At 67.7% G+C, this 17,527-nt stretch carries 20 protein-coding genes and 1 tRNA gene; 7 read left to right on the top strand and 14 right to left on the bottom strand.

Annotation, left to right across the window (positions count from 1 at the left end; all coding sequences use genetic code 11):
* Positions 1–2: 2 nt before the first annotated feature.
* Positions 3–1,610, bottom strand: coding sequence for a dynamin family protein (locus BFN33_RS35420; protein ID WP_069764285.1), 1,608 nt, complete (start codon positions 1,608–1,610; stop codon positions 3–5).
* A gap of 323 nt (positions 1,611–1,933) precedes the next feature.
* On the opposite strand from BFN33_RS35420, the gene BFN33_RS35415 reads away from it, so the two are divergent.
* Positions 1,934–2,006 (top strand) — tRNA-Arg (locus BFN33_RS35415).
* A 178-nt stretch (positions 2,007–2,184) separates the two neighbouring features.
* On the opposite strand, the gene BFN33_RS35410 is transcribed toward BFN33_RS35415, so the two are convergent.
* From BFN33_RS35410 to BFN33_RS35365, 12 genes are all read right to left on the bottom strand, one after another.
* The gene (locus BFN33_RS35410; RefSeq protein WP_069764284.1) at positions 2,185–3,579 is read right to left on the bottom strand and encodes a site-specific integrase; all 1,395 of its coding nucleotides are present in this window, start codon (positions 3,577–3,579) and stop codon (positions 2,185–2,187) included.
* Positions 3,579–3,776 carry an AlpA family transcriptional regulator gene (locus BFN33_RS35405; RefSeq protein WP_062043655.1) on the bottom strand — a complete coding sequence of 66 codons (198 nt, stop codon included), beginning with the start codon at positions 3,774–3,776 and terminating at the stop codon, positions 3,579–3,581. Before BFN33_RS35405 ends, BFN33_RS35410 begins: the two co-directional genes overlap by 1 nt.
* Entirely contained in the window at positions 3,773–5,152 is a 1,380-nt protein-coding gene (gene repSA, locus BFN33_RS35400) for a replication initiator protein RepSA (protein ID WP_069764283.1), read from the bottom strand. Before repSA ends, BFN33_RS35405 begins: the two co-directional genes overlap by 4 nt.
* Positions 5,145–5,336, bottom strand: a complete 192-nt coding sequence (locus tag BFN33_RS35395) for a hypothetical protein (protein ID WP_069764282.1) — start codon at positions 5,334–5,336, stop codon at positions 5,145–5,147. The genes repSA and BFN33_RS35395 overlap by 8 nt, the downstream gene beginning before the upstream one ends.
* Before the next feature lie 89 nt (positions 5,337–5,425).
* The gene (locus tag BFN33_RS35390) at positions 5,426–5,746 is read right to left on the bottom strand and encodes a SpdD-like protein (protein WP_069764281.1); all 321 of its coding nucleotides are present in this window, start codon (positions 5,744–5,746) and stop codon (positions 5,426–5,428) included.
* 23 nt (positions 5,747–5,769) lie between these two features.
* The gene (locus BFN33_RS51475; protein WP_088245459.1) at positions 5,770–5,925 is read right to left on the bottom strand and encodes a hypothetical protein; all 156 of its coding nucleotides are present in this window, start codon (positions 5,923–5,925) and stop codon (positions 5,770–5,772) included.
* A gap of 13 nt (positions 5,926–5,938) precedes the next feature.
* Positions 5,939–6,130 (bottom strand): mobile element transfer protein, encoded by a 192-nt coding sequence (locus tag BFN33_RS35385; protein ID WP_069764280.1) that lies wholly within the window; start codon positions 6,128–6,130, stop codon positions 5,939–5,941.
* A 19-nt stretch (positions 6,131–6,149) separates the two neighbouring features.
* Complete coding sequence (locus BFN33_RS35380; RefSeq protein WP_069764307.1) at positions 6,150–6,818, bottom strand: DUF2637 domain-containing protein; 669 nt, start codon at positions 6,816–6,818, stop codon at positions 6,150–6,152.
* A 5-nt stretch (positions 6,819–6,823) separates the two neighbouring features.
* On the bottom strand, positions 6,824–6,982 hold the full coding sequence (locus BFN33_RS53385; protein ID WP_176742536.1) for a hypothetical protein: 159 nt from the start codon (positions 6,980–6,982) through the stop codon (positions 6,824–6,826).
* A gap of 79 nt (positions 6,983–7,061) precedes the next feature.
* Entirely contained in the window at positions 7,062–8,417 is a 1,356-nt protein-coding gene (locus BFN33_RS35375) for an FtsK/SpoIIIE domain-containing protein (protein ID WP_069764279.1), read from the bottom strand.
* 2 nt (positions 8,418–8,419) lie between these two features.
* Positions 8,420–8,773, bottom strand: coding sequence for a hypothetical protein (locus BFN33_RS35370; RefSeq protein ID WP_069764278.1), 354 nt, complete (start codon positions 8,771–8,773; stop codon positions 8,420–8,422).
* Between the two features lie 139 nt (positions 8,774–8,912).
* On the bottom strand, positions 8,913–9,692 hold the full coding sequence (locus tag BFN33_RS35365) for a GntR family transcriptional regulator (RefSeq protein ID WP_069764277.1): 780 nt from the start codon (positions 9,690–9,692) through the stop codon (positions 8,913–8,915).
* Between the two features lie 18 nt (positions 9,693–9,710).
* Between BFN33_RS35365 and BFN33_RS35360 the strand changes: the two genes are divergently transcribed.
* The 6 genes from BFN33_RS35360 to BFN33_RS35335 all read left to right on the top strand — a co-directional run bounded on the left by BFN33_RS35360 (position 9,711) and on the right by BFN33_RS35335 (position 16,622).
* A complete protein-coding gene (locus BFN33_RS35360; RefSeq protein WP_069764276.1) occupies positions 9,711–10,175 on the top strand; it encodes an NUDIX hydrolase in 465 nt (154 codons plus the stop codon).
* A 404-nt stretch (positions 10,176–10,579) separates the two neighbouring features.
* Positions 10,580–11,467, top strand: a complete 888-nt coding sequence (locus BFN33_RS50445) for an HNH endonuclease (RefSeq protein ID WP_079141156.1) — start codon at positions 10,580–10,582, stop codon at positions 11,465–11,467.
* Positions 11,468–11,570: 103 nt separating this feature from the next.
* Positions 11,571–12,197, top strand: a complete 627-nt coding sequence (locus BFN33_RS35355; RefSeq protein WP_069764275.1) for a hypothetical protein — start codon at positions 11,571–11,573, stop codon at positions 12,195–12,197.
* A gap of 2,702 nt (positions 12,198–14,899) precedes the next feature.
* The gene (locus BFN33_RS35345) at positions 14,900–15,373 is read left to right on the top strand and encodes a Pycsar system effector family protein (protein ID WP_069764273.1); all 474 of its coding nucleotides are present in this window, start codon (positions 14,900–14,902) and stop codon (positions 15,371–15,373) included.
* Between the two features lie 226 nt (positions 15,374–15,599).
* Positions 15,600–15,986, top strand: coding sequence for a hypothetical protein (locus BFN33_RS35340; protein WP_176742531.1), 387 nt, complete (start codon positions 15,600–15,602; stop codon positions 15,984–15,986).
* A gap of 189 nt (positions 15,987–16,175) precedes the next feature.
* Positions 16,176–16,622: a hypothetical protein gene (locus BFN33_RS35335; protein WP_069764271.1), complete on the top strand. Its 447-nt coding sequence runs from the start codon at positions 16,176–16,178 to the stop codon at positions 16,620–16,622.
* Positions 16,623–17,017: 395 nt separating this feature from the next.
* On the opposite strand, the gene BFN33_RS35330 is transcribed toward BFN33_RS35335, so the two are convergent.
* Positions 17,018–17,470 (bottom strand): hypothetical protein, encoded by a 453-nt coding sequence (locus BFN33_RS35330; protein WP_069764270.1) that lies wholly within the window; start codon positions 17,468–17,470, stop codon positions 17,018–17,020.
* Between the last annotated feature and the right edge of the window lie 57 nt (positions 17,471–17,527).

Here is a 17,527-nt window from a genome sequence, read left to right as displayed (position 1 = left end):
GGTCACCTCTCCTTCTGCAGTACGGACAGCGCGGCGATGAGTTCGGCCTGGTGTTCGGGGTGTACGTCGAGTGCGTCGAGGGGGGCGAGCCGGCGTTCGCGTTCGGTGTGCACGACCCGGTCGAGGTGCTCGGCGAGCAGCCGTCCGCCCCGGTCGCGCAGCCGCAGGGCTCCGTGAGCGCCGATCCGCTCGGCGAGCCCCTCGCCCGCGACCCGTGCCCGGCGTCCGCCGAGCAGCGCGGTGGCGACGAGAGCGGCGACCGTCTCCGGGTCGGGGGCCACCCCGCGGTCGAGGTCGCGGATCTCCTCCTCGGCGTACTCCTCCAGCTCCCGCCGCCAGCGCCGTACGGCCATCCCGATCCGGTGCTCGGCGCTCTCCGGGGTCGGGTCCCGGTGCGTCAGTTCCGGCGCGGCCGCGGCCGGTTCGCGCCGCCAGGCCTCGCCGACGCGCTCGTCGGCGGCGGTCACCGAGCACAGCAGGAGGGCGGCCAGGCTTTCCACGAGGGCGTCCAGGAGCTCCGCGGCGGTGCAGTCCAGGGGGAAGGCCCGCCAGCGCTTGAGGGCGTCACCGGCGAGCACGGCACCGGCCTGCAGCCGGCCCCGCAGGCGCGCGTACTCGCTGTCGTACGCCCCTTCGACGGCGGAGGTGAGCCGCAGCGCGGCCGCGTGCTGGGCGGCGGCCGCGCCGGCCAGCTCGGGCATCCGGGCCTTGAGGGAGGCAAGCATCCCGTGGGCCGTACGGGCGACGGCGTACCGCCGGGCCGCGGGGTCCTGTACCTGGTGGACGAGCCAGGTCCGCAGGGACGCCACGGCGGTGGCCGGCAGCAGCCCGCCGCCCCAGGCCGACTCGGGCAGCTCCGGCACCGTGAACCGGGGTACGTCGCCGAGGCCTGCCTTGGTGAGCAGGGCGCCGTACTGCCGCGAGACCTCGGAGACGACCTGGTGCGGCACCCGGTCGAGGACGGTCACGAGCGTGGCGTCGTACTCCTTGGCGGTGCGCAGGAGATGCCAGGGGACGGCGTCGGCGTAGCGGGCGGCCGTCGTGACCATGATCCAGACGTCGGCGGCGCAGATCAGTTCGGCGGCGAGAACGCGGTTGTCGGCGACCAGGGAGTCGACGTCGGGGGCGTCCAGGAGCGCGAGGCCCGGTGGGAGGGTGTCGGCGGTTTCGATGCGGAGTACGCGCGTGGGGTCCTCGCCGGGCAGCAGGAGCTCGTCCCCCGCCTCCTGTTGAGGCACCCACACGCGTGTGAGGTCGGGCAGTACGCGCATTCCGCTGAACCAGTGATGGTCCTCCGGATGGCAGACCAGCACCGGTGTCCGCGTGGTCGGCCGCAGCACGCCCGCCTCGCTCACCCGCCGTCCCACAAGGGAGTTGACGAGGGTGGACTTGCCGGCTCCGGTGGAACCGCCCACCACGGCCAGCAACGGCGCTTCGGGGTCCCTCAACCGGGGCACCAGATAGTCGTCGAGCTGGGCGAGCAGTTCGTCGCGGTTGGCACGCGCGCGTGGGGCCCCCGGCAGGGGCAGCGGAAAGCGTGCGGCGGCGACACGGTCGCGCAGGGCGGAGAGTGCGTCGAGCAGCTGAGGCCGTACGTCCAAGGTCACCACATGTGAAGAATGCCCAATTTTAGGGGAATTCTGAAGCATATGAGCATGTCTGCGCGCCGACGGAATACATCGGACGGAAGGGGCGACTGGGACACAGGCACAGTCCAGGCATAACGAGTGCACAACACCCGTGGCGCAAGGCGCCAAAAGCGATGCACGATTCGTACCTGCCTGCGATTATCAGGACCGCTTCACCGAACCTCCACATCGAGCCACGGAGGCGAAGCAACAGGGACAAGGACGCGGGAGCCCTATCCTTGTCCCCGGCAACGTCACGGAACGGCCCACACCCGGGCACCCCAAGACAGAGGCCACCACACCCGGCCCCCGTAGCTCAGTGGATAGAGCAGGCGCCTTCTAAGCGCTTGGCCGCAGGTTCGAGTCCTGCCGGGGGCGCTCTTTCCTCGCTCTCCTTCGGGAGGGCGTTTTTGCTGCTCAGAGCAGGTATCACTCGGCACGACGAAGCCCCGGGCACTCCCCTGACGATCAAGGGAGGACTCCGGGGCTGTCCGGCTCTCACCGGGTTTTTGCGGGTGGCTGTGTCGAATACGTGTCGAAGTTCTTTGGCCGAAGATCAACCAGCGTCGGGCAGCTCGGGGAGGTCTCCGGCAGCTTCAAGGCGCTTCTTCAAGTCCGGCAGCTGCCCGTCGACGCACCGGGCGTAGGTGGCAAGCAGCACGGGGACGCTGTTGCCGGCCCACTCGGCCACCTGGGCGGGCGGGATGCCGTCGTTGAGCCACTTCGTCAGGCGGGTGTGCCGGTTGTCATACACCCGCTTGCCCGTGGGCGACTCGAAGACGTGTGGGGGCAAGACGGCCTTGCGCGCACTGCGCCAGGCCCGGCGGATGACCGAACCCGCGAGGATGCCACCCGTCTCCCCCTGGAACAACAGATCCCCCGGCTTGAGCTGTTCGTCCTCGATGTGCTGTCGCAGGATGCGCGTCAGGGCGGGATGCCCCGGCGCGGTGCGCGTCTCGCCCTCGGCACGGCCCTTCAGGTCACGTTCCTCGTGGATCTCTCCGGTGTCGGTCCACTGCTTGCCGACCTCCGGAGTCGCCGTGTGGATCAGCAGCTCACACCACTGATCCCAGGCGTCGGGGCCGGGAATCGTCACGTCTTCCACTCGCATGGCTACGGCTTCCTCCGGCCGCAGACCGCAGTAGTAGAGCGTGGCGAAGAACGCGTGCAGCCGCTTTCCTCCACGCGGCCGGCGGCGGATCCAGTCGAGGAGAGCCGCCGCCTGGTCCCCATTTATCAAGGACCGCTTGTCCACGGCGTTGCTGGTTTTGGTGACAGTCGTCGACTCCTTCCCCTTGGGGAGGGGGTTGGTCCGCAGAACACGCCGCCGGATCGCGTGCTTCATGACGACGTTGAGGATCCGGCGGTGGCGCTTCCTGGACCAGGCCGCCGCCTGCTTGCCGTCGAGGCGCGTGTCGACGGCGCGCAGGACCTTATCCACCCTCTCTGCCTCCTCCCAGGCCGAGACCGGCAGGGAGTTGCGCTCCACCCACCGGAGGATGGTCACCACGTCTCGCGGGGCTTCCGCACGACGACTCGCGTTGAACGCCCATTCGCGCAGCGCAGTCCGCACGGCCACCGGGGTGAACTGGGTCGGCTGGACACGCAGCAGTGCGATGGTGACCGCCGTCAGGGTTTTGGCCGTGTTCTTACGGCTGTTGCCGCCAAGCTCGGCCCAACGGGCGTCCACGTACCCGACTGCGAACGCGTACCAGCTCATCGAAGCCGACTTGGAACGGTGGGACACCGGCAGCCCAGTGGCGATGACGAAGGCCTCGCCCTTCCCCGTGGCCCGGATCAGTTCGGAGCGAAAGCCCTCAGCGAGTGCGACGGTGCCGAAGGGTTCACGCCAGCGCTTGCCCGCGACCTCCCAACGCACCGTGTACGTGGTCTTCCGGGCACCCTTGTACGTAAGGATCTTGTAGACCTTCACGTCGTACGTGGTCTCCATCAGGCGGCGTCCTCACGGTCGTCGAGCCAGTGGTCGAGATCGCTCTGCCGGATCCTGAGGTCGCCGTTCGGGAGCTTGATGCAACGCGGCGCACGCCTCTTCGCTCGCCAGTCGTAGAAAGTCGATCGCGAGATGCTCAGCTGCTCGCAGACCTCCGCGAGAGTGAGCATGTTGCGTGACCGGGTGGCGGTGGTCATGCTGCGGCTCCTTCCTGGGCGAGTTGGTCGTGTAGGGCTTCGCGGGCGGTTTCGCGGTTGTGTTGGAGGTCGCGGGCGATGGTGGCGGCGAGGGCGGATTCGCCGGGGGTGTGGCCGTGTCCGGCGTACTGCCAGTCGGCGAGGACGAGGACGGTGTCCGGCTCGCGGTCGTCCAGGCCGAGGGCTTCGCGTTCCTGGGCTGCGCGGAAGTCGGCGCGGGCCTGGCGGAGTTCGCCGAGGGTGGTCGAGTAGCGGCGGGACTTGGAGCTGAAGTGGCCGCGGAAGCCGAGCATGTGCGCCCAGGCCCAGATACGGCGGTCGGGGTAGAGGGGGTCGAGCAGCTTGCAGGCTTCGATCAGGCGGCGGGTGTGGTCGGGGACGTCATGCCGGTCGAGTTCGGAGAGTTCGCCGATGCGGCGGTCGAGGGTGCCGGTGTTCTCGGCGGCTTTGGTGGCGTACTTGGCGACGTAGGAGGCGACGGCCTGTTCGGTGATGTCGGAGCCGTCGCCGAAGGCCCTGACGGGGCGTACGTCGAGCTGTTTGCCCCAGCGGAAGGTGCGGGCGGGCTGATCGTCGGCAGCGGGGACCGAGACCGAGGTGTAAGAGTGCGTGGCGGCGGCGCGTATCGCGTCGTCGAGCAGCTGCACGGTGGCCCAGGCCGGGGGAGGGGTGTCAGGTCCGTCGGGTCCGTCGATCCGGATGACGGCGTGGAAGTGCAGGGCGCCGCGTTTCTGGAACTCGGCGACCTTGCCGTACGAGATTCGTGCGTGATCGGCCAGTTCGCGGCGGCTCAGTCCGGCGCGGGCGGCGATCTCGCGGCGGAGCCGAGTCGTGAAGCGCTGCCACAGGTTGCCCGCATGGTTATTGAAGAGGACGGCGGCGGCGTAGTCGTACGTCGCCGTATCGAGCGCCGTGCCGAGGGCTGGATCATCTGATGTGTGGCGGGTGCCGCAGCGGCAGGTGCCGTTGTCGGGGCGGTTGTGGACCGGGCCGAAGGACGGGGCGGTGAGGGTCGCGAAGACGCGGGGGTGGTCGCGGACGGTGGCGGGGATGTCGCGGCGGTCGTCTCCGGCCAGTCCTGCGCGTATGAGGTGGTAGGTGTCTCCGGCGTAGGTGAAGGCGCAGGAGGGGCAGCGGGAGGCACGGCGGTTGCCGCAGGCGACGCGGAGGCGTCCGCCGGGCTCGCATTCGGTCGAGTAGTGGTGCAGGGTCTCGCCGGTCGTCTTGTCCTTGGTAAGGGTCCAGCCGGTGAGGTGGATCGGGTCGGCGCAGCCGCCGGTGCGGCGGATCTGTTCGTGCCAGCGGTCGAAGTCGGCGGCCGAAGCCACCCTCAGCAGGTCGCCGAGGGTGGTCGGGTCGAGCAGCGTGTCAGGCACGGGCGCCCTCCCGAGTGCTACGGGTGCGGCGGTGGGTGGTGCCGGTGCCTTGGCAGGCCGGGCAGTGGGCGGTGATGGTGCGCAGGTGGCCTTGATGGTCGCGGCCGCCGAAGGTGATGGCGGCGGAGGCCTGGCCGTCGCAGTTGGGGCAGATGCGGGGCGGCGGTGTGGCGCGGTGCGTCATGCTGGAGGTTCCTTCCGGATCTTCGGGTTCGGAATGGGCAGGGCTCCCGGGCGGCGGAGACTTGGCGGTTGAGGCCGCCCGGGAGCCGGTCAGCGGTGCCTTGCCTCGCTGTTGATGAGCGAGCGGATGACCAGGGCGCAGACGGCGACCGAGGCGCCGGTGATGGCGACCGCGAGGAGCATCGAGACCAGGACCGCGCCGACGACCAGGACCACGGCCGTCCCACCGCCCGCCAAGGCGACGACGGCACCGGGGGTGAGCTGAACGGTGGGCCGGGCAGGCACCGAAGCCGGGGCGGGCGCCGGGGTGGCGGTCGGCGGCTGCTGGATGACAGCGGTCGGTTCGACGACGGCGGGCGGGGTGAGCAGGCCGGTCGGCTGGGGCATGACGGGGAGCTTGGGGCGGAACATGGTGGATCTCCCTTCGCGGGTGGTTACTTGATGGCGGTGTCGATGACGGGGGCGAGGAGGCTGTCGGCGATGAGATAGCCGCCGAGGAGGAGCACCAGGACCAGCCAGAGCGGCGGGCGGATGAGCTTGATGCCGAGGTAGCCGACGACGGCGAGGGCGAACCAGAGGGGGACGTCCATGGGTGGTGGCCTCCTAGCGGGCGGTGCAGCGGTGAGTGCGGGCGGCGAGCTGGGCGGCGCTCTGGCTGGAGTAGTCGGCGGACCAGCCGCAGCGGTCGTTGGTGCACACGGCGGCGTGCTTGGTGTGGCCGTGGCGGTCGCGGTGGGTGCCGATCTGCACGGGGCCGATCCGCATGACGGAGTGGAAGTGATCGCGGGCAGGCATGGCGGGGTGTCCTTTCCGGTCAGGTGAGTTGGGCGGCGATAGCGTCGGCCAGCTGGGGCGGGACGCCGAGGCGGGCGCGCAGGGTGTCGGTGTCGATCGGCGATCCGGTGCGGGCGTGGTGGTCGTCGGCGACCTTGCGGGCGTGGTCGACCAGCGCGGCCGGGACCGAAGGAGCTGGGACAGCAGGCGCAGCGGTCACGGGCTCGGCAGCCGGAAGCGCGGGAGGTTCCTCGGCCTCGGTCACGGGGGCCGGGACGGCTTCCGGCTCAGGTGAGGCGACCGGCTCGGGCTCGGCTGAAGCGGCCAGCACTTCGGGTGCCGGGTGGTCTGCGGTCGAGTGGGCGAGGAGGGTTCCGCCCATGAAGGCCAAGGCGGGCCAAGCGGCGACCAGGATCCGCAGCCAGGCCGGAACCTGCTGGAGGTCAAGGAGCCCGGCGGTGGCGACGTTGGCTCCGAGCGAGGCCACCAGCGCGATCACGAACCAGCACCAGGCCAGCCGGGACGGACCGTCCGAGCGCAGCCGCCGCCAAGAGGCGACCAGGAGCAGGTCAACCGAGACCGGGTAAGCCCAGGCCTTCCAGCCGTCTTGACCGGCAGCGGCGGCCAGATCGTGGAGGTGGGCGAAGGACAGTGCCCCGGCAATGACGGCCTGGACCAACACGGCATCGATACGCAGTCGCGCGGCCATCACGGTCACTGGTCCTGGTCGGGAGCGGCGACGTCTTCGGGCTCCTCGTCGCGGTAGTCATCCATGACCTCTGGCGAGTTGTTCCAGGCGGACAGCAGGGCGGATTCCAGCGGATCGACCGGGCGCGGAGTCGGGTTGCGGTCGGGGAACGGGATGACGCTCACGGTGATCACTCCGTTTCGGGCATGACTCGGGTAGGGACCTGGCGCGAAGGCGGTCGCGCCGACTGGTGGAGCGGAGTCGTCAGGCGGTGGCGGGGGCTGTCTTGGACAGCGGCACGCGGGCCGAGGGCAGCGGGGTAACCGCGGGGCGGAAGGCCGCCAGAGCGGGCAGGTCCGGGGTGCGCTCGGCGTGCTTGTTGCAGATGTTGACGGCTTCGCGCAGCGAGGTGTGCGGGGCGCGGATACGGGCCCAGCCGCCGGAGGCGTCGCCGGTGACGGCGATACCGGGGGTCTCGGTGGGGATCTGGATGGCGGCGAGGACGGCGTCCGGGGCGATGTCCCCGAAGGCCATGTTGGCGGAGGATTCGTCGTTGACGCGGTGGGCGGTGCGGCCGGTGAGCTGGGCGCGGAGCATGGTGATGCCCTTGCCGAGTTCGGAACCGAAGCGCTGTCCGCAGATTTCCAGGTAGATGCCGGCGGCGCGGCCGAGCTGGGCGAGGCGGACCAGGGCGGTGATGATGCGGTCCCGGCGCTTCTCCTCGTCTTTGGTGGCGAACAGGGCGAGTTCGGCGACCTCGTCGACCAGGACCACGACGGGCACCGGGCGCAGGTCGGCGGGCAGGTCCCAGATGTCGGCGGCGATCTCCGCGTCTGGGACGTTGACGCTGATGCGCTGCTGGGCGCGGATGAGCTGGTAGACGTCCTCCATGTGGGTCACGAGTGCTTCGAGGAGGTCGAGGGCGGTGTCAGGGTTGTCGGCGAGGGCGGAGAAGCGACGGGCGAGCGGGAAGAGTTCGACGCCCTGCTTGCAGTCGATGCCGACCAGGGCGACATCCTGCGCGGCGAGTCCGGCGACCAGGTTGCGCTGGTAGACGGATTTGCCGGACTCGGTGGCCCCGAGGGTGAGGCCGTGCGGGACGGTGCGGTAGTCGCGGTAGTGGACGGCGCCGTCTTCGCGCAGGGCGACGGGGATGCGCATCGGAGCCGAGCCGGTCTTGGCGGGCATCTGCACCCGCTTGAGCACGTCGTAGCCGGTCATGCGCAACTCGACGACGCTGGAGCGCAGTTCGCGTGAGGTGACGCCGTACAGGCCGAAGGAGTGGCGCAGCCGGTCTGTTGCGGCCGAGACGTCGAAGGCGTCCTGTCCGGGGCGGAGCTTAAGCCGCAGGACCAGGCCGGTCCGGGTTGGACGCAGTCGCAGGATGCGCGGCGGGCGAGACTCGGGTGCCGGACGGTTGGCCATCCGGGCGAGGGCAAGGCGCCAGCGCGAGGGCGGGACCGTCAGCCCGCAGGCGTCCATGACGGAGGCGTAGCGGAAGGCGATCCGCACGGCGGCGAGGCTGACGCCGAAGGTGAGCCAGTACCAGGCGGGGCGTCGCCACCGCAGGATGACTGCGGCAGCGACGACCAGCATCAGCGCGACCATGAACCAGGTCATGGTCAGGCCGCCTTGGGCTTCGAGGCAGCGGCAGCCAGCGAGGTCACGGCGACCGCGCGGAAGGCGATGCCGTGCCGCTTCTGGCCGTTGAACTCGTTCTCCCACGCCGAGGCGACCAGGCCCGTCAAGGCGACCGGGGTGCCCATGGCCAGGTCCTCGGAGACGCCGGGCTGGGGGACGGTGAGCTTGAGGATCTCCACCTCGTCGGGCGTGGAGAACATGACCTCGACGGTCATCAGCGTGACGCCGTCCTTGTCGATGGCGATCTCACCGGTGCGGCGGTCCTTGACCTTCGGCTGCGGAGCCTTGGCGACCATCACGGTCGCGTTGGAGGTGTCGACGGGAATCTGACGCACAGCAGTTCACTCCTCTATAGAGGTGGGACTCCGTCACTCATGTATATGAGTGACATGAAGAAGAGTGCCTCACTCCTATACATGAGTCAACCCGCCGCGAAGAAGAACTCACGACGGGCTGCGGGGAGTTGAGTGCGCGTCAGTCGGCGGCGGGGATCCGGTACTCGAAAACGAACTGGTCAGCGGCCATGAGCGTGTCGCAGACCTCGACGACGAGACCCTCCGTCGTTCGGGCCTCACGGATCAGGTGAACTACCGGCGCACCGGGGCTGAGCGCCAGCTCGGACGCCTCCGCCTTGGAAGCCGGGCGTGCTTGCAGCGTCTCGACGAACTCGGTGAACTCGTGCCCGTGGTCTTCGAGTCGGGCGTAGATCCCACCGCCGCCAGGGTTCTCGGCGAACAACTCGGGGATCTCCTTGACGACGTCCCATGGGAGGTAGGACGTTGCCGTCTCGACCGGGGTGCCGTTACGGAAGTAGAGCCGTCGCCGGGCGAGGACCTGAGTGCCGGCGGGGACGCCCAACCGTTGGGCCGCATCCTCGGGGGCCTCCATCGGGCCGATGTAGAGGACGCTCACCTTGGCCATGGCGCCGGACTGTTCTGACTCGGCGATGTACGCGGCTTTGCCACCCTGCCGGAGCGAGCGCCGGAAGCGATCAGAGGAGCGGTGCCGTACCGGCGGCCGATCCTTCACGATCGAGCCCTTGCCGTGCCGAGTCTCGACGAGCCCGCTCGCGCGCACCTCGACCATGGCCTTGCGGATAGTGCCGCCCGAGACGCCGTAGCGCTCGACGAGATCCGACTCACTCGGCACCATCTCACCAGGCTTGAGGATCCCCGCCCGGATCTGCTGCACGATCTCCTCGGCGATCTGTACGTACCGGGGTACGGACCTCTCTCCTCCTACCGCAGTTCCCATAGTCCTTCTCTTCCTCCTATGCTCCTGTACATGAGTCAATCACAGGAAGCAACGTCGCCGCCGCTGCACTCCGTATCTGTGGCCGGAGTAGTGGTGCGCGAAGACGGCCGCCTCCTGGCGATCCGCCGGGCGGACAACGGCACTTGGGAGCTCCCCGGCGGCGTACTCGAACTCGACGAGACCCCCGAGACGGGCGTAGCCCGTGAGGTCCTGGAGGAGACGGGCATCCACGTCGAGGTGGACGAACTCACCGGCGTCTACAAGAACACGACCCGCGGCATCGTGGCCCTGGTCTTCCGCTGCAAGCCGTCCGGCGGCACGGAGCGCACATCGAGTGAGTCGACGGCAGTCTCCTGGCTCACGCCCGACGAGGTCGCAGAGCGCATGTCCGAAGTCTTCGCGATCAGGCTCTTGGATGCCTTGGACGGCAACGGCCCCCATGTGCGGAGCCACGACGGCAAGCGCCTCATCCCAGCGGGATAGAACTTTCCCTACTTCATCAAGGCCCGCGCACGGCGCGGGCGCGCGCCGCCTCTGCGGCGCGGCCTGCCTCCTGTCTGCGCCCCGGCTGGCCGCGCCCGGCGACGCGCTGGCGAGCTGCGGGCATGAAGTGGGAGACACCCTCTGTGGCTGGGGCGGTCGGCTCCACGGCTTTAGGCAGCCACTTTGGGGCGAGCCTCTAAGATCATGGCCCCAACGTCGTGCTTTAACGGGCAGGTCCACAGACTGCCCGACTCGCCGGAAGCTTACGGGGCCATGATCACTCGCCCCAAAGCAGCTCCAGCCCAAAGCCGTTCCACCGACCTCGACTTGAAATCGACCACGGCCCGCGAATGCGAACCAGGCAAGATAGGCAAGCGATAACCCCGCAGCCATGAGGAGCGAGGATGCGAGCGAAAAACAGTGAATGGCTAACTCACGAGTACTTCCGCACCTACCGGATTGCCAATACTGTCGACACCATTATGCGCGATCCGTTTGCCTACCTACGCGAACTCGAAGGGCTGACCGTAGATGACGGAATCATAGATTTCCTTCCGCACTGGCAGAAAGATTCAGCCCTCCATAAGTTCATTCGATTCATCGCCGACGATATCTTCATGGCCGACTCCCACGGGCCCAGCCGGGTCCCATATGGGCCAGATCCAGTCCATCCACAGTGGATTCTCCCCGCCGATCTGGCGATGATCAATTACGGCATTATTGACGAGCCCTTGTTTTTCATTCCGGACGACCCATCAGGCGGTGAACCAGTTGGTCGCACCAGCAGGGAAGGAGATGGTGACCCCTACTTCGTTCAAAACGCCTGCTACAACTACCTCACGCACCTGCCACTGCTCCAAGTTTACACAGATCTTATGAATCGAATCGCCGACGAAGTGTTCTTCGTCATGTTCGCGAACCGACGAGCCCTGGCCAGTCTGAACAAATTCCTCTCCATGTACCTTCACGGCTTCAGCCCTGAATACTTCGACGAAGGGGATAAGGAATTGACCAAACTGTTTGAGCGAGAGGGAGAGCTGAAGCGAGTCCGTCCGCCGATATGGGCAAGGAGGGCCGTCTTCTACCGCGATCGTGGACGCTGCACAGGATGTAGGGTCAACTTGTCTGGTCTCATTGATACGTTTGATGTCGCAAACTACGATCACATGATTCCGCTGGCCCGCGGCGGGTTGAATGACGTAACTAACCTCCAACTTCTCTGCGAAAGATGCAATAAGAGAAAGGGTGACCGAATCCATATCCCAAGCAACCATTATCGCCGCTGGTACTAATTCTCCCTGTGTGGCCGCGTCCTGGCTAAGATCGCCCTCTTGTGTGCCCTTCGTGTACCTGTCACACAGGTCAGAGGCGGGACCTGCGGGAGGGGAGCACTGCATGTCGGTGTTGGGTGGCTATCCGATTGGGCCGTCGGCCTGGGCCGTCGAGCGGTTTGGGCGGCATGCCGGCGCGCTTGCCGCTGCGGTCCCGGTGCAACTGACCAAGGCGCACGGGAAGGCTCATGCCGCGCATCTCGCTGCGGGGCTGAAGAAACGGAGTCCGTACGGTGTCGCCCTTGCTGGGTTGGTGCGCGAGAACCTGGCGGAGACGGCGCGGGAGCTGGGGGAAGCCGTGCGAGACGTGCGCGGATATGAGTATGCGGTGATCAACGACCACGCACTCTTCCCGTTCCGATACGCGGACAGGCCGAAGCCCCTGGACCGAGCACGATTGCCCGCCAATGCGTCGCCCACTCGGCACCGGCTGCTCCGGGCACACGGGCCGCAGCCTCCCGAGGGCCTGTTCGACGTCGATGAGGACTTGGCGACCGAGGAGTACTTGGGGCTGCACGAAGCGTTCGAGGAACTGGGAGCTGCCACCAGGCTGGTTTGTGTGTTCTTCACGGCCGACGTCGAAAACGGCATCCATGCCATCCACTGGGGAGACGCGCACCTTGAACCCGACCGCACCTTCACGTGGCCCTACAGGGAACAGCTCCGGGTCGCTTCCGCGCAGATGGAGTGACGGGCGGTAGCGCCGCTGCCTGCACACCCGGTCGGAGGCTGACTGAGTCCTGGGCCGTCCGAAGCCGACCAACGCCGACAGTCGGCACCCACAGGTGACCACCCCCACCCTTCTGTGGCCTGGGCTCCCGGCGATGATCTGCCACACTGGAAGGGTTATGCCTGCACCCGGAGATCTAACATAACTGCCTTCACAGACTGGCCCAGCGTCAATCGCATTGGCGATGTGGGGGCCGATGCCTCGCCGATATGCGATAGCGCGGACCTTAGCTTTGGCTACCAACCCAAGCTGGGCCCCCTCAGCCGGCGGCCTTCTGAGGGAGAGTCAACCCGGGGGGGCCTACTTGGTGCGCGCCGCAACCTCCGAGGCTCGTGCTCTGTCATCGGCGTCACGGACGGCTTGTCCCGCTCCGCTGCGGGTGCGTAGGGCGGCAGGTCGATCTGAGACGCGATCGGCGTCACAGACGGCCGGTCCCGCTCCGCTGCAGGTACGTAGGGCGGCAGGTCGATCTGAGACATCTGAGACGCGATCGGCGTCACAGACGGCCGGTCCCGCTCCGCTGCAGGTACGTAGGGCGGCAGGTCGATCTGAGACGCGATCGGCGTCACAGACGGCCGGTCCCGCTCCGCTGCAGGTACGTAGGGCGGCAGGTCGATCTGAGACGCGATCGGCGTCACAGACGGCCGGTCCCGCTCCGCTGCAGGTACGTAGGGCGGCAGGTCGATCTGAGACGCGATCGGCGTCACCGCCCGTTCAGCGCGTAGGCGTGCTACGGGCGGGAGCGCCCCAGGCTGATCGTGCGGAGCAGGGGCAGGCTGGCGTGACGACGAGGGAGACGCTTCAGATAGTCCTGGAGAAAGAGCCTCCCTCGTGGAGGGTGCCTGCCGGGGTGTGCTGGTGTCTGAGCGTTGGCGGCTGGTGGCTGCGGGTGGTGCCTGGCGGTGTGCGCTGGTGCCTCTACGGCTGGTGCTTCCCGGTGGCGGTTGGCTGGTGGCTGCGGGTGGTGCCTGGCGGTGTGCGCTGGTGCCTCTACGGCTGGTGCTTCCCGGTGGCGGTTGGCTGGTGGCTGCGGGTGGTGCCTGGCGGTGTGCACTGGTGCCTCTACGGCTGGTGCTTCCCGGTGGCGGTTGGCTGGTGGCTGCGGGTGGTGCCTGGCCAGCACTTCCGGCACCCCCACGGCTGGTGCCTCCCGGCGTTGCCTGACCTGGGCCCCCACGGCCAGGGCCTCCCCGACGGGGGCCTGGGCCACCGTCTGTGGGCGGTACCTGGCCAGCACCACCAGCACTTCCGGCACCCCCACGGCCGGTGCCTCCCGGCGTTCCCTGACCTGGGCCCCCACGGCCAGGGCCTCCCCGACGGGGGCCTCCGCGACGGGGGCCTGGGCCACCGTCTGTGGGCGGTACCTGGCCAGCACCACCAGCACTTCCGGCACCCCCACGGCCGGTGCCTCCCGGCGTTCCCTGACGGGGTGTGCCGGTGCCTATATCAGCACTCCCACCGTCGCTCACATCAAGGATTCTGATCAGCAGTTTCGGTCGATAGTCCAGGTCTCCTACCCATGTGCGTATCCCCTGAGGTAGGACATGGGAGAGGCGGGGAAAGGGCATAGTCACACGTCCACCGGACCGCGCCAACAACTTGCCGATCTTGACTAGGGGACGGAATTTCACTTTTCTGATCACATGCGTGAAGGGGGACTCGCTGTCGTTCACGCTCTGCCCTGCGTCGTTGGCGAGACCTGCGCGAGGGCCGTGCTGAGGATCGCTCCGCCGGTCGGTGAGTTCCGATGCCGACGAATCGCCATAGAGAGTCGCGAGTAGGCCGATGATCGCTAGGAAGACTCCCGTGATGCTGGAGACCTTGTCCGCTCGATCGAGACCGACATGGATCAGGTATATAGACAACACCGCGGTCGCCGAAAGCGCCAGCGCTGCTCCCAGGATGCGGACTACGCGTCGGGTCATATCCGCAGAGTCAGCCAAAGTGTGCTCGAAGGCAAGGATCGTTGTGGGCGTTGCTTCTTTAGAGGCGTATGAGGGGAAAGTGCCTGGTCGTGCGCCTTTAGAAGAGGGCAGGAGCATGCCTACAGACGCCATCGAAAGTGAATTGCTGTGACAGCTACTTGTGCCCCATCGGAAGTCAGCCCGAGGGGCGCGGTTCCACTAGTGATGGCCGACATGCGGCGATCTTCTGCCGGTCCGCCTGCGAGGAGACCGGCCCGTAGGCGCGGGCGACGGTCAACAGCAGTCTGAGCAAGTCGTGCACCTCGTCCAGTGTGTGATCGGCAATGCCGATCGTGGCAGCCCATCTTGCGAAGACCGAGCACAGTTGACCGGACCCGTGCCTCACATGCAGGACAGACGTTCGCGGCGGTCCATCAGGCACCTGCCGAAGCGGTCCACGACGACGTCGTGCCCCAAATCGTCGAGGAGTTGGCGCTCGAGATCTCTGGTGCAGCGACCGAGCCAAGAGGAGCGACAGGGTGAGTGTCTAACTGCGTGACAACGCCGACGAACAACAGCGGACGCGCACGAACGTCTGCGGGCCATCAGCGCACGTGAGAGCCGCACCAGCCCAAGGCACCACCCCCACCCAAGTTGCTTCGGGACGAAGCGGTCTGTGGGTAAGGCCGTCGGCCGTGCTCGGCGTGGAAGAACCGGTGGCTACTCATCAACGTCTCTGTGGCAGAAGACGGAGGCCTCATGGCACAGGGACTGAACAGTGGCGCGGACCATTCGTCCGACAACTTGGATGACGCACTCAGGACGCTCACCAGCGAACTCGCACGGGCCGACGCCAAAGCAAGCATCGTGCTGGCGATGACCGGCGTGGGCCTTGGCTTCGTGGTGACACAGGGCTCCAGGCACCAAGGAGACGCCGTGTTGGCCGTCGGCTCGGCTGGCGCGATGTGCCTCGTGATTGCCATCGTGGTTCTGCTCGTCACCGTCCGACCAGTCCACATCGACACTGTGACCGCCGAAGGTTGGTCCCGTTGGGCGACACTGGAGCCCGACTCGCTACATGACCACATGCGCGCGGATCTGCGAGCCGAGCGCGTTTCCTTCCTCTCTCGCACAGTCGTGATCAAGTTCCGCCGGCTCCGTCTTGGAATCAACCTCATCCTGGCCGGAGTCATCCTGCTATGTGCTGCAACGGTGCTGAGTTTGGTCCTGTAGAGCCGAGGCCGAAGCGCCGCGCCAGACTCGTGCCAGGTCGTGCGGGGGACCACGGGGAATGGCGGGGAGCACCCGCCGACCGGTCCGGCTCCGTCAGCAGCTCCGCCCCTGGTCAGCCCGCGAATCACCCGTCAAAGCCCCAAGCTTCCCAAGCTAAGGGCCCACCAAGGCACCGAAGTTGATTACTCCTACGGCGAGGCCGGCCTCCGTCATGGACGATTGCCGCATGCGTTACTTCAACGGGACCGGTTGGCTCGCGATCTTCACCGGCACGGAAACGATGATCGGTCGGACCGTGGACGTAGACGCCTGGGACGAGTCGACCGGCGTGGCCCTCGTCGTCGATCCGCAGGGCGGCACCCGACGGCCGGTGACGGACTATCCCGACTTCTCCCATCTGGAGCGAGCCGACCAGGTCGTGTCCGCCGTCCCCGGAGGCGGCTGGCGTGCGTACTGGAAGGACGAGGGGCCGGACAACGGGCCGTTGACCGAGCAGGTGCTTGCATGGCTGGTCACGTCCAAGGGCCGAGCCACCCCGATCACCGTCGACGCCCACGGTCACGTGGATGAGGCCGAGAGCGCCGATCGCCTCATCCCACCCGGGGAAGAGTGAAGCAGCCTCTCCGCGCCACCGTCTCAGTTTCCGTCTCATTCAGCCCCGTTCGCGGGCGTTCATCGAGGACCGCACGCCGATCTCGCCTCACGAGCCAGCCGCCCACGAACGCAGGTGAACGCCCCTGTACGCGAACCACCACCCCACCCCCACAGTTGGAAGCGTGTTGGTGGGGGAAGCCTTTCCGGCATGGATGCATGGGGGACGCTTCTGGCAACCATTACTGGCGCGGCGATCGCTCTGCTGGGGCAGCACCTGAACAAACGCAGCGAGGCGCGCGCCAAGACTGTTGAGCTGCTGATGGACGCGTGTGCTCAAGTAGCTGCATCAAGTGGGGACTTCCTCAACCGCGTCTGGGAAGAGCAGGTGCTGAATCTTGAGGGCCGCGTGGTCGAGTGGGATTTGGCGAGTCATCGTCTGGCATCCGCTCGGCTACAGATCCTGTCCCACGACGCTGGGCTGTTGGCCGCACTACGCGAGGTCAATGACGCCGGTCAGGCCCTGGGAGCCTACTGGCGACGGGGCGATGCGGAAGAGTCCGAGTACCGAATCCGGCGGGACCGGTGCCGTACCGCCGTGCACTCGTTCATCGAGCAGAGCAGCCGTGCGATCGGCAAGCACCTGGAGGGCCCCTAGCCGACCGCAGCACCACAACGGCACCAGATCGTGCGGGGAACAGCGGGGAATCACGGTGAACCTGAGTGCCGCCGACGACGACACAGCTCAGCCATTTGCCCAGGTCAGCGCCCAAACTGCCCCCCGAGTGCCCACAGCTTCCCAAGCTAAGGCCTCAGGCCTCGTCAGCACGCGCCAGCTATCACGGCTTGCTCTGGTCGACGGAACCATGCAGCGTGGCTGAGGCCAGTGGGGGTGCAGCGAGACACACGGGCCAGCCTGTCCGTCGGCGCACCCGCCATCGTGGCGGGCGGTCGTCGGTGGGCCGGGCGCGGCAGGATCTTGAGGGCTGCAATCCGCCGGGCACGATAGGGGCACCGCCGACGCTGGTCGACGGTGCCCGGGGTGGCGCGGGGTCAGCAGGCGTCGTACTTCCAGGCGCCCCCCTCAACCGTCCACGGCTGCCCCTGCTGGTCGAACTTCGGCAGGCCCTTCACCTTGTACGAGACACGGCCCATGGCCCCTGAGACGGTGGCGTGCACGTCCGTCGCCGGATGGTCGGGCCCGTAGTCCTTCGCTGCCTGATCCACGGTGGCCGCGTACGTGGCCGGGTCTGCCTTGGCGCGGCAGCGCTTCGACAGGAAGGCGTACGCCCCCTCCCCGGCCCCTCCGAAGTAGAGGCTCACGTACGTGTCCGCGACGCGCTCCAGTTCGGTGGCGTCGGGCGCCCTCGGGGTGGGGGTCGGCGTCTCGGCGGCCGTGGTGGGGCTGCTGTTCGGGGTGTCGGCTTTGTCGTCGCTGGACGAGGAGCAGGCGGCGAGGGTGGCGAGTATGGCGGTGGTGAGTGTGATGGTGGCGCGGGTGCGCATGTGTCCCCCATGAACGGCTTGCTGGAGGGGGCATGGTGCCACGCCGGGCATGGTTGG

The organism is Streptomyces sp. LUP47B (assembly GCF_001746295.1).
GTDB lineage: Bacteria > Actinomycetota > Actinomycetes > Streptomycetales > Streptomycetaceae > Streptomyces.
This window is presented reverse-complemented; position numbering and strand designations above follow the sequence as displayed.

What these genes read in the sequence shown, in the direction of transcription:
- BFN33_RS50445 (WP_079141156.1), top strand. Translation starts at nt 10,580, where the DNA reads ATGCGAGCGAAAAACAGTGAATGGCTAACTCACGAGTACTTCCGCACC.
- BFN33_RS35345 (WP_069764273.1), top strand. Translation starts at nt 14,900, where the DNA reads ATGGCACAGGGACTGAACAGTGGCGCGGACCATTCGTCCGACAACTTG.
- BFN33_RS35385 (WP_069764280.1), bottom strand. Translation starts at nt 6,130, where the DNA reads ATGCCTGCCCGCGATCACTTCCACTCCGTCATGCGGATCGGCCCCGTG.
- BFN33_RS35355 (WP_069764275.1), top strand. Translation starts at nt 11,571, where the DNA reads ATGTCGGTGTTGGGTGGCTATCCGATTGGGCCGTCGGCCTGGGCCGTC.
- BFN33_RS35395 (WP_069764282.1), bottom strand. Translation starts at nt 5,336, where the DNA reads ATGACGCACCGCGCCACACCGCCGCCCCGCATCTGCCCCAACTGCGAC.
- BFN33_RS35390 (WP_069764281.1), bottom strand. Translation starts at nt 5,746, where the DNA reads ATGTTCCGCCCCAAGCTCCCCGTCATGCCCCAGCCGACCGGCCTGCTC.
- BFN33_RS35365 (WP_069764277.1), bottom strand. Translation starts at nt 9,692, where the DNA reads ATGGGAACTGCGGTAGGAGGAGAGAGGTCCGTACCCCGGTACGTACAG.
- BFN33_RS35380 (WP_069764307.1), bottom strand. Translation starts at nt 6,818, where the DNA reads ATGGCCGCGCGACTGCGTATCGATGCCGTGTTGGTCCAGGCCGTCATT.
- BFN33_RS35375 (WP_069764279.1), bottom strand. Translation starts at nt 8,417, where the DNA reads ATGACCTGGTTCATGGTCGCGCTGATGCTGGTCGTCGCTGCCGCAGTC.
- BFN33_RS35410 (WP_069764284.1), bottom strand. Translation starts at nt 3,579, where the DNA reads ATGGAGACCACGTACGACGTGAAGGTCTACAAGATCCTTACGTACAAG.
- BFN33_RS35335 (WP_069764271.1), top strand. Translation starts at nt 16,176, where the DNA reads ATGGATGCATGGGGGACGCTTCTGGCAACCATTACTGGCGCGGCGATC.
- BFN33_RS35360 (WP_069764276.1), top strand. Translation starts at nt 9,711, where the DNA reads ATGCTCCTGTACATGAGTCAATCACAGGAAGCAACGTCGCCGCCGCTG.
- BFN33_RS35330 (WP_069764270.1), bottom strand. Translation starts at nt 17,470, where the DNA reads ATGCGCACCCGCGCCACCATCACACTCACCACCGCCATACTCGCCACC.
- BFN33_RS35340 (WP_176742531.1), top strand. Translation starts at nt 15,600, where the DNA reads ATGCGTTACTTCAACGGGACCGGTTGGCTCGCGATCTTCACCGGCACG.
- BFN33_RS35405 (WP_062043655.1), bottom strand. Translation starts at nt 3,776, where the DNA reads ATGACCACCGCCACCCGGTCACGCAACATGCTCACTCTCGCGGAGGTC.
- BFN33_RS51475 (WP_088245459.1), bottom strand. Translation starts at nt 5,925, where the DNA reads ATGGACGTCCCCCTCTGGTTCGCCCTCGCCGTCGTCGGCTACCTCGGC.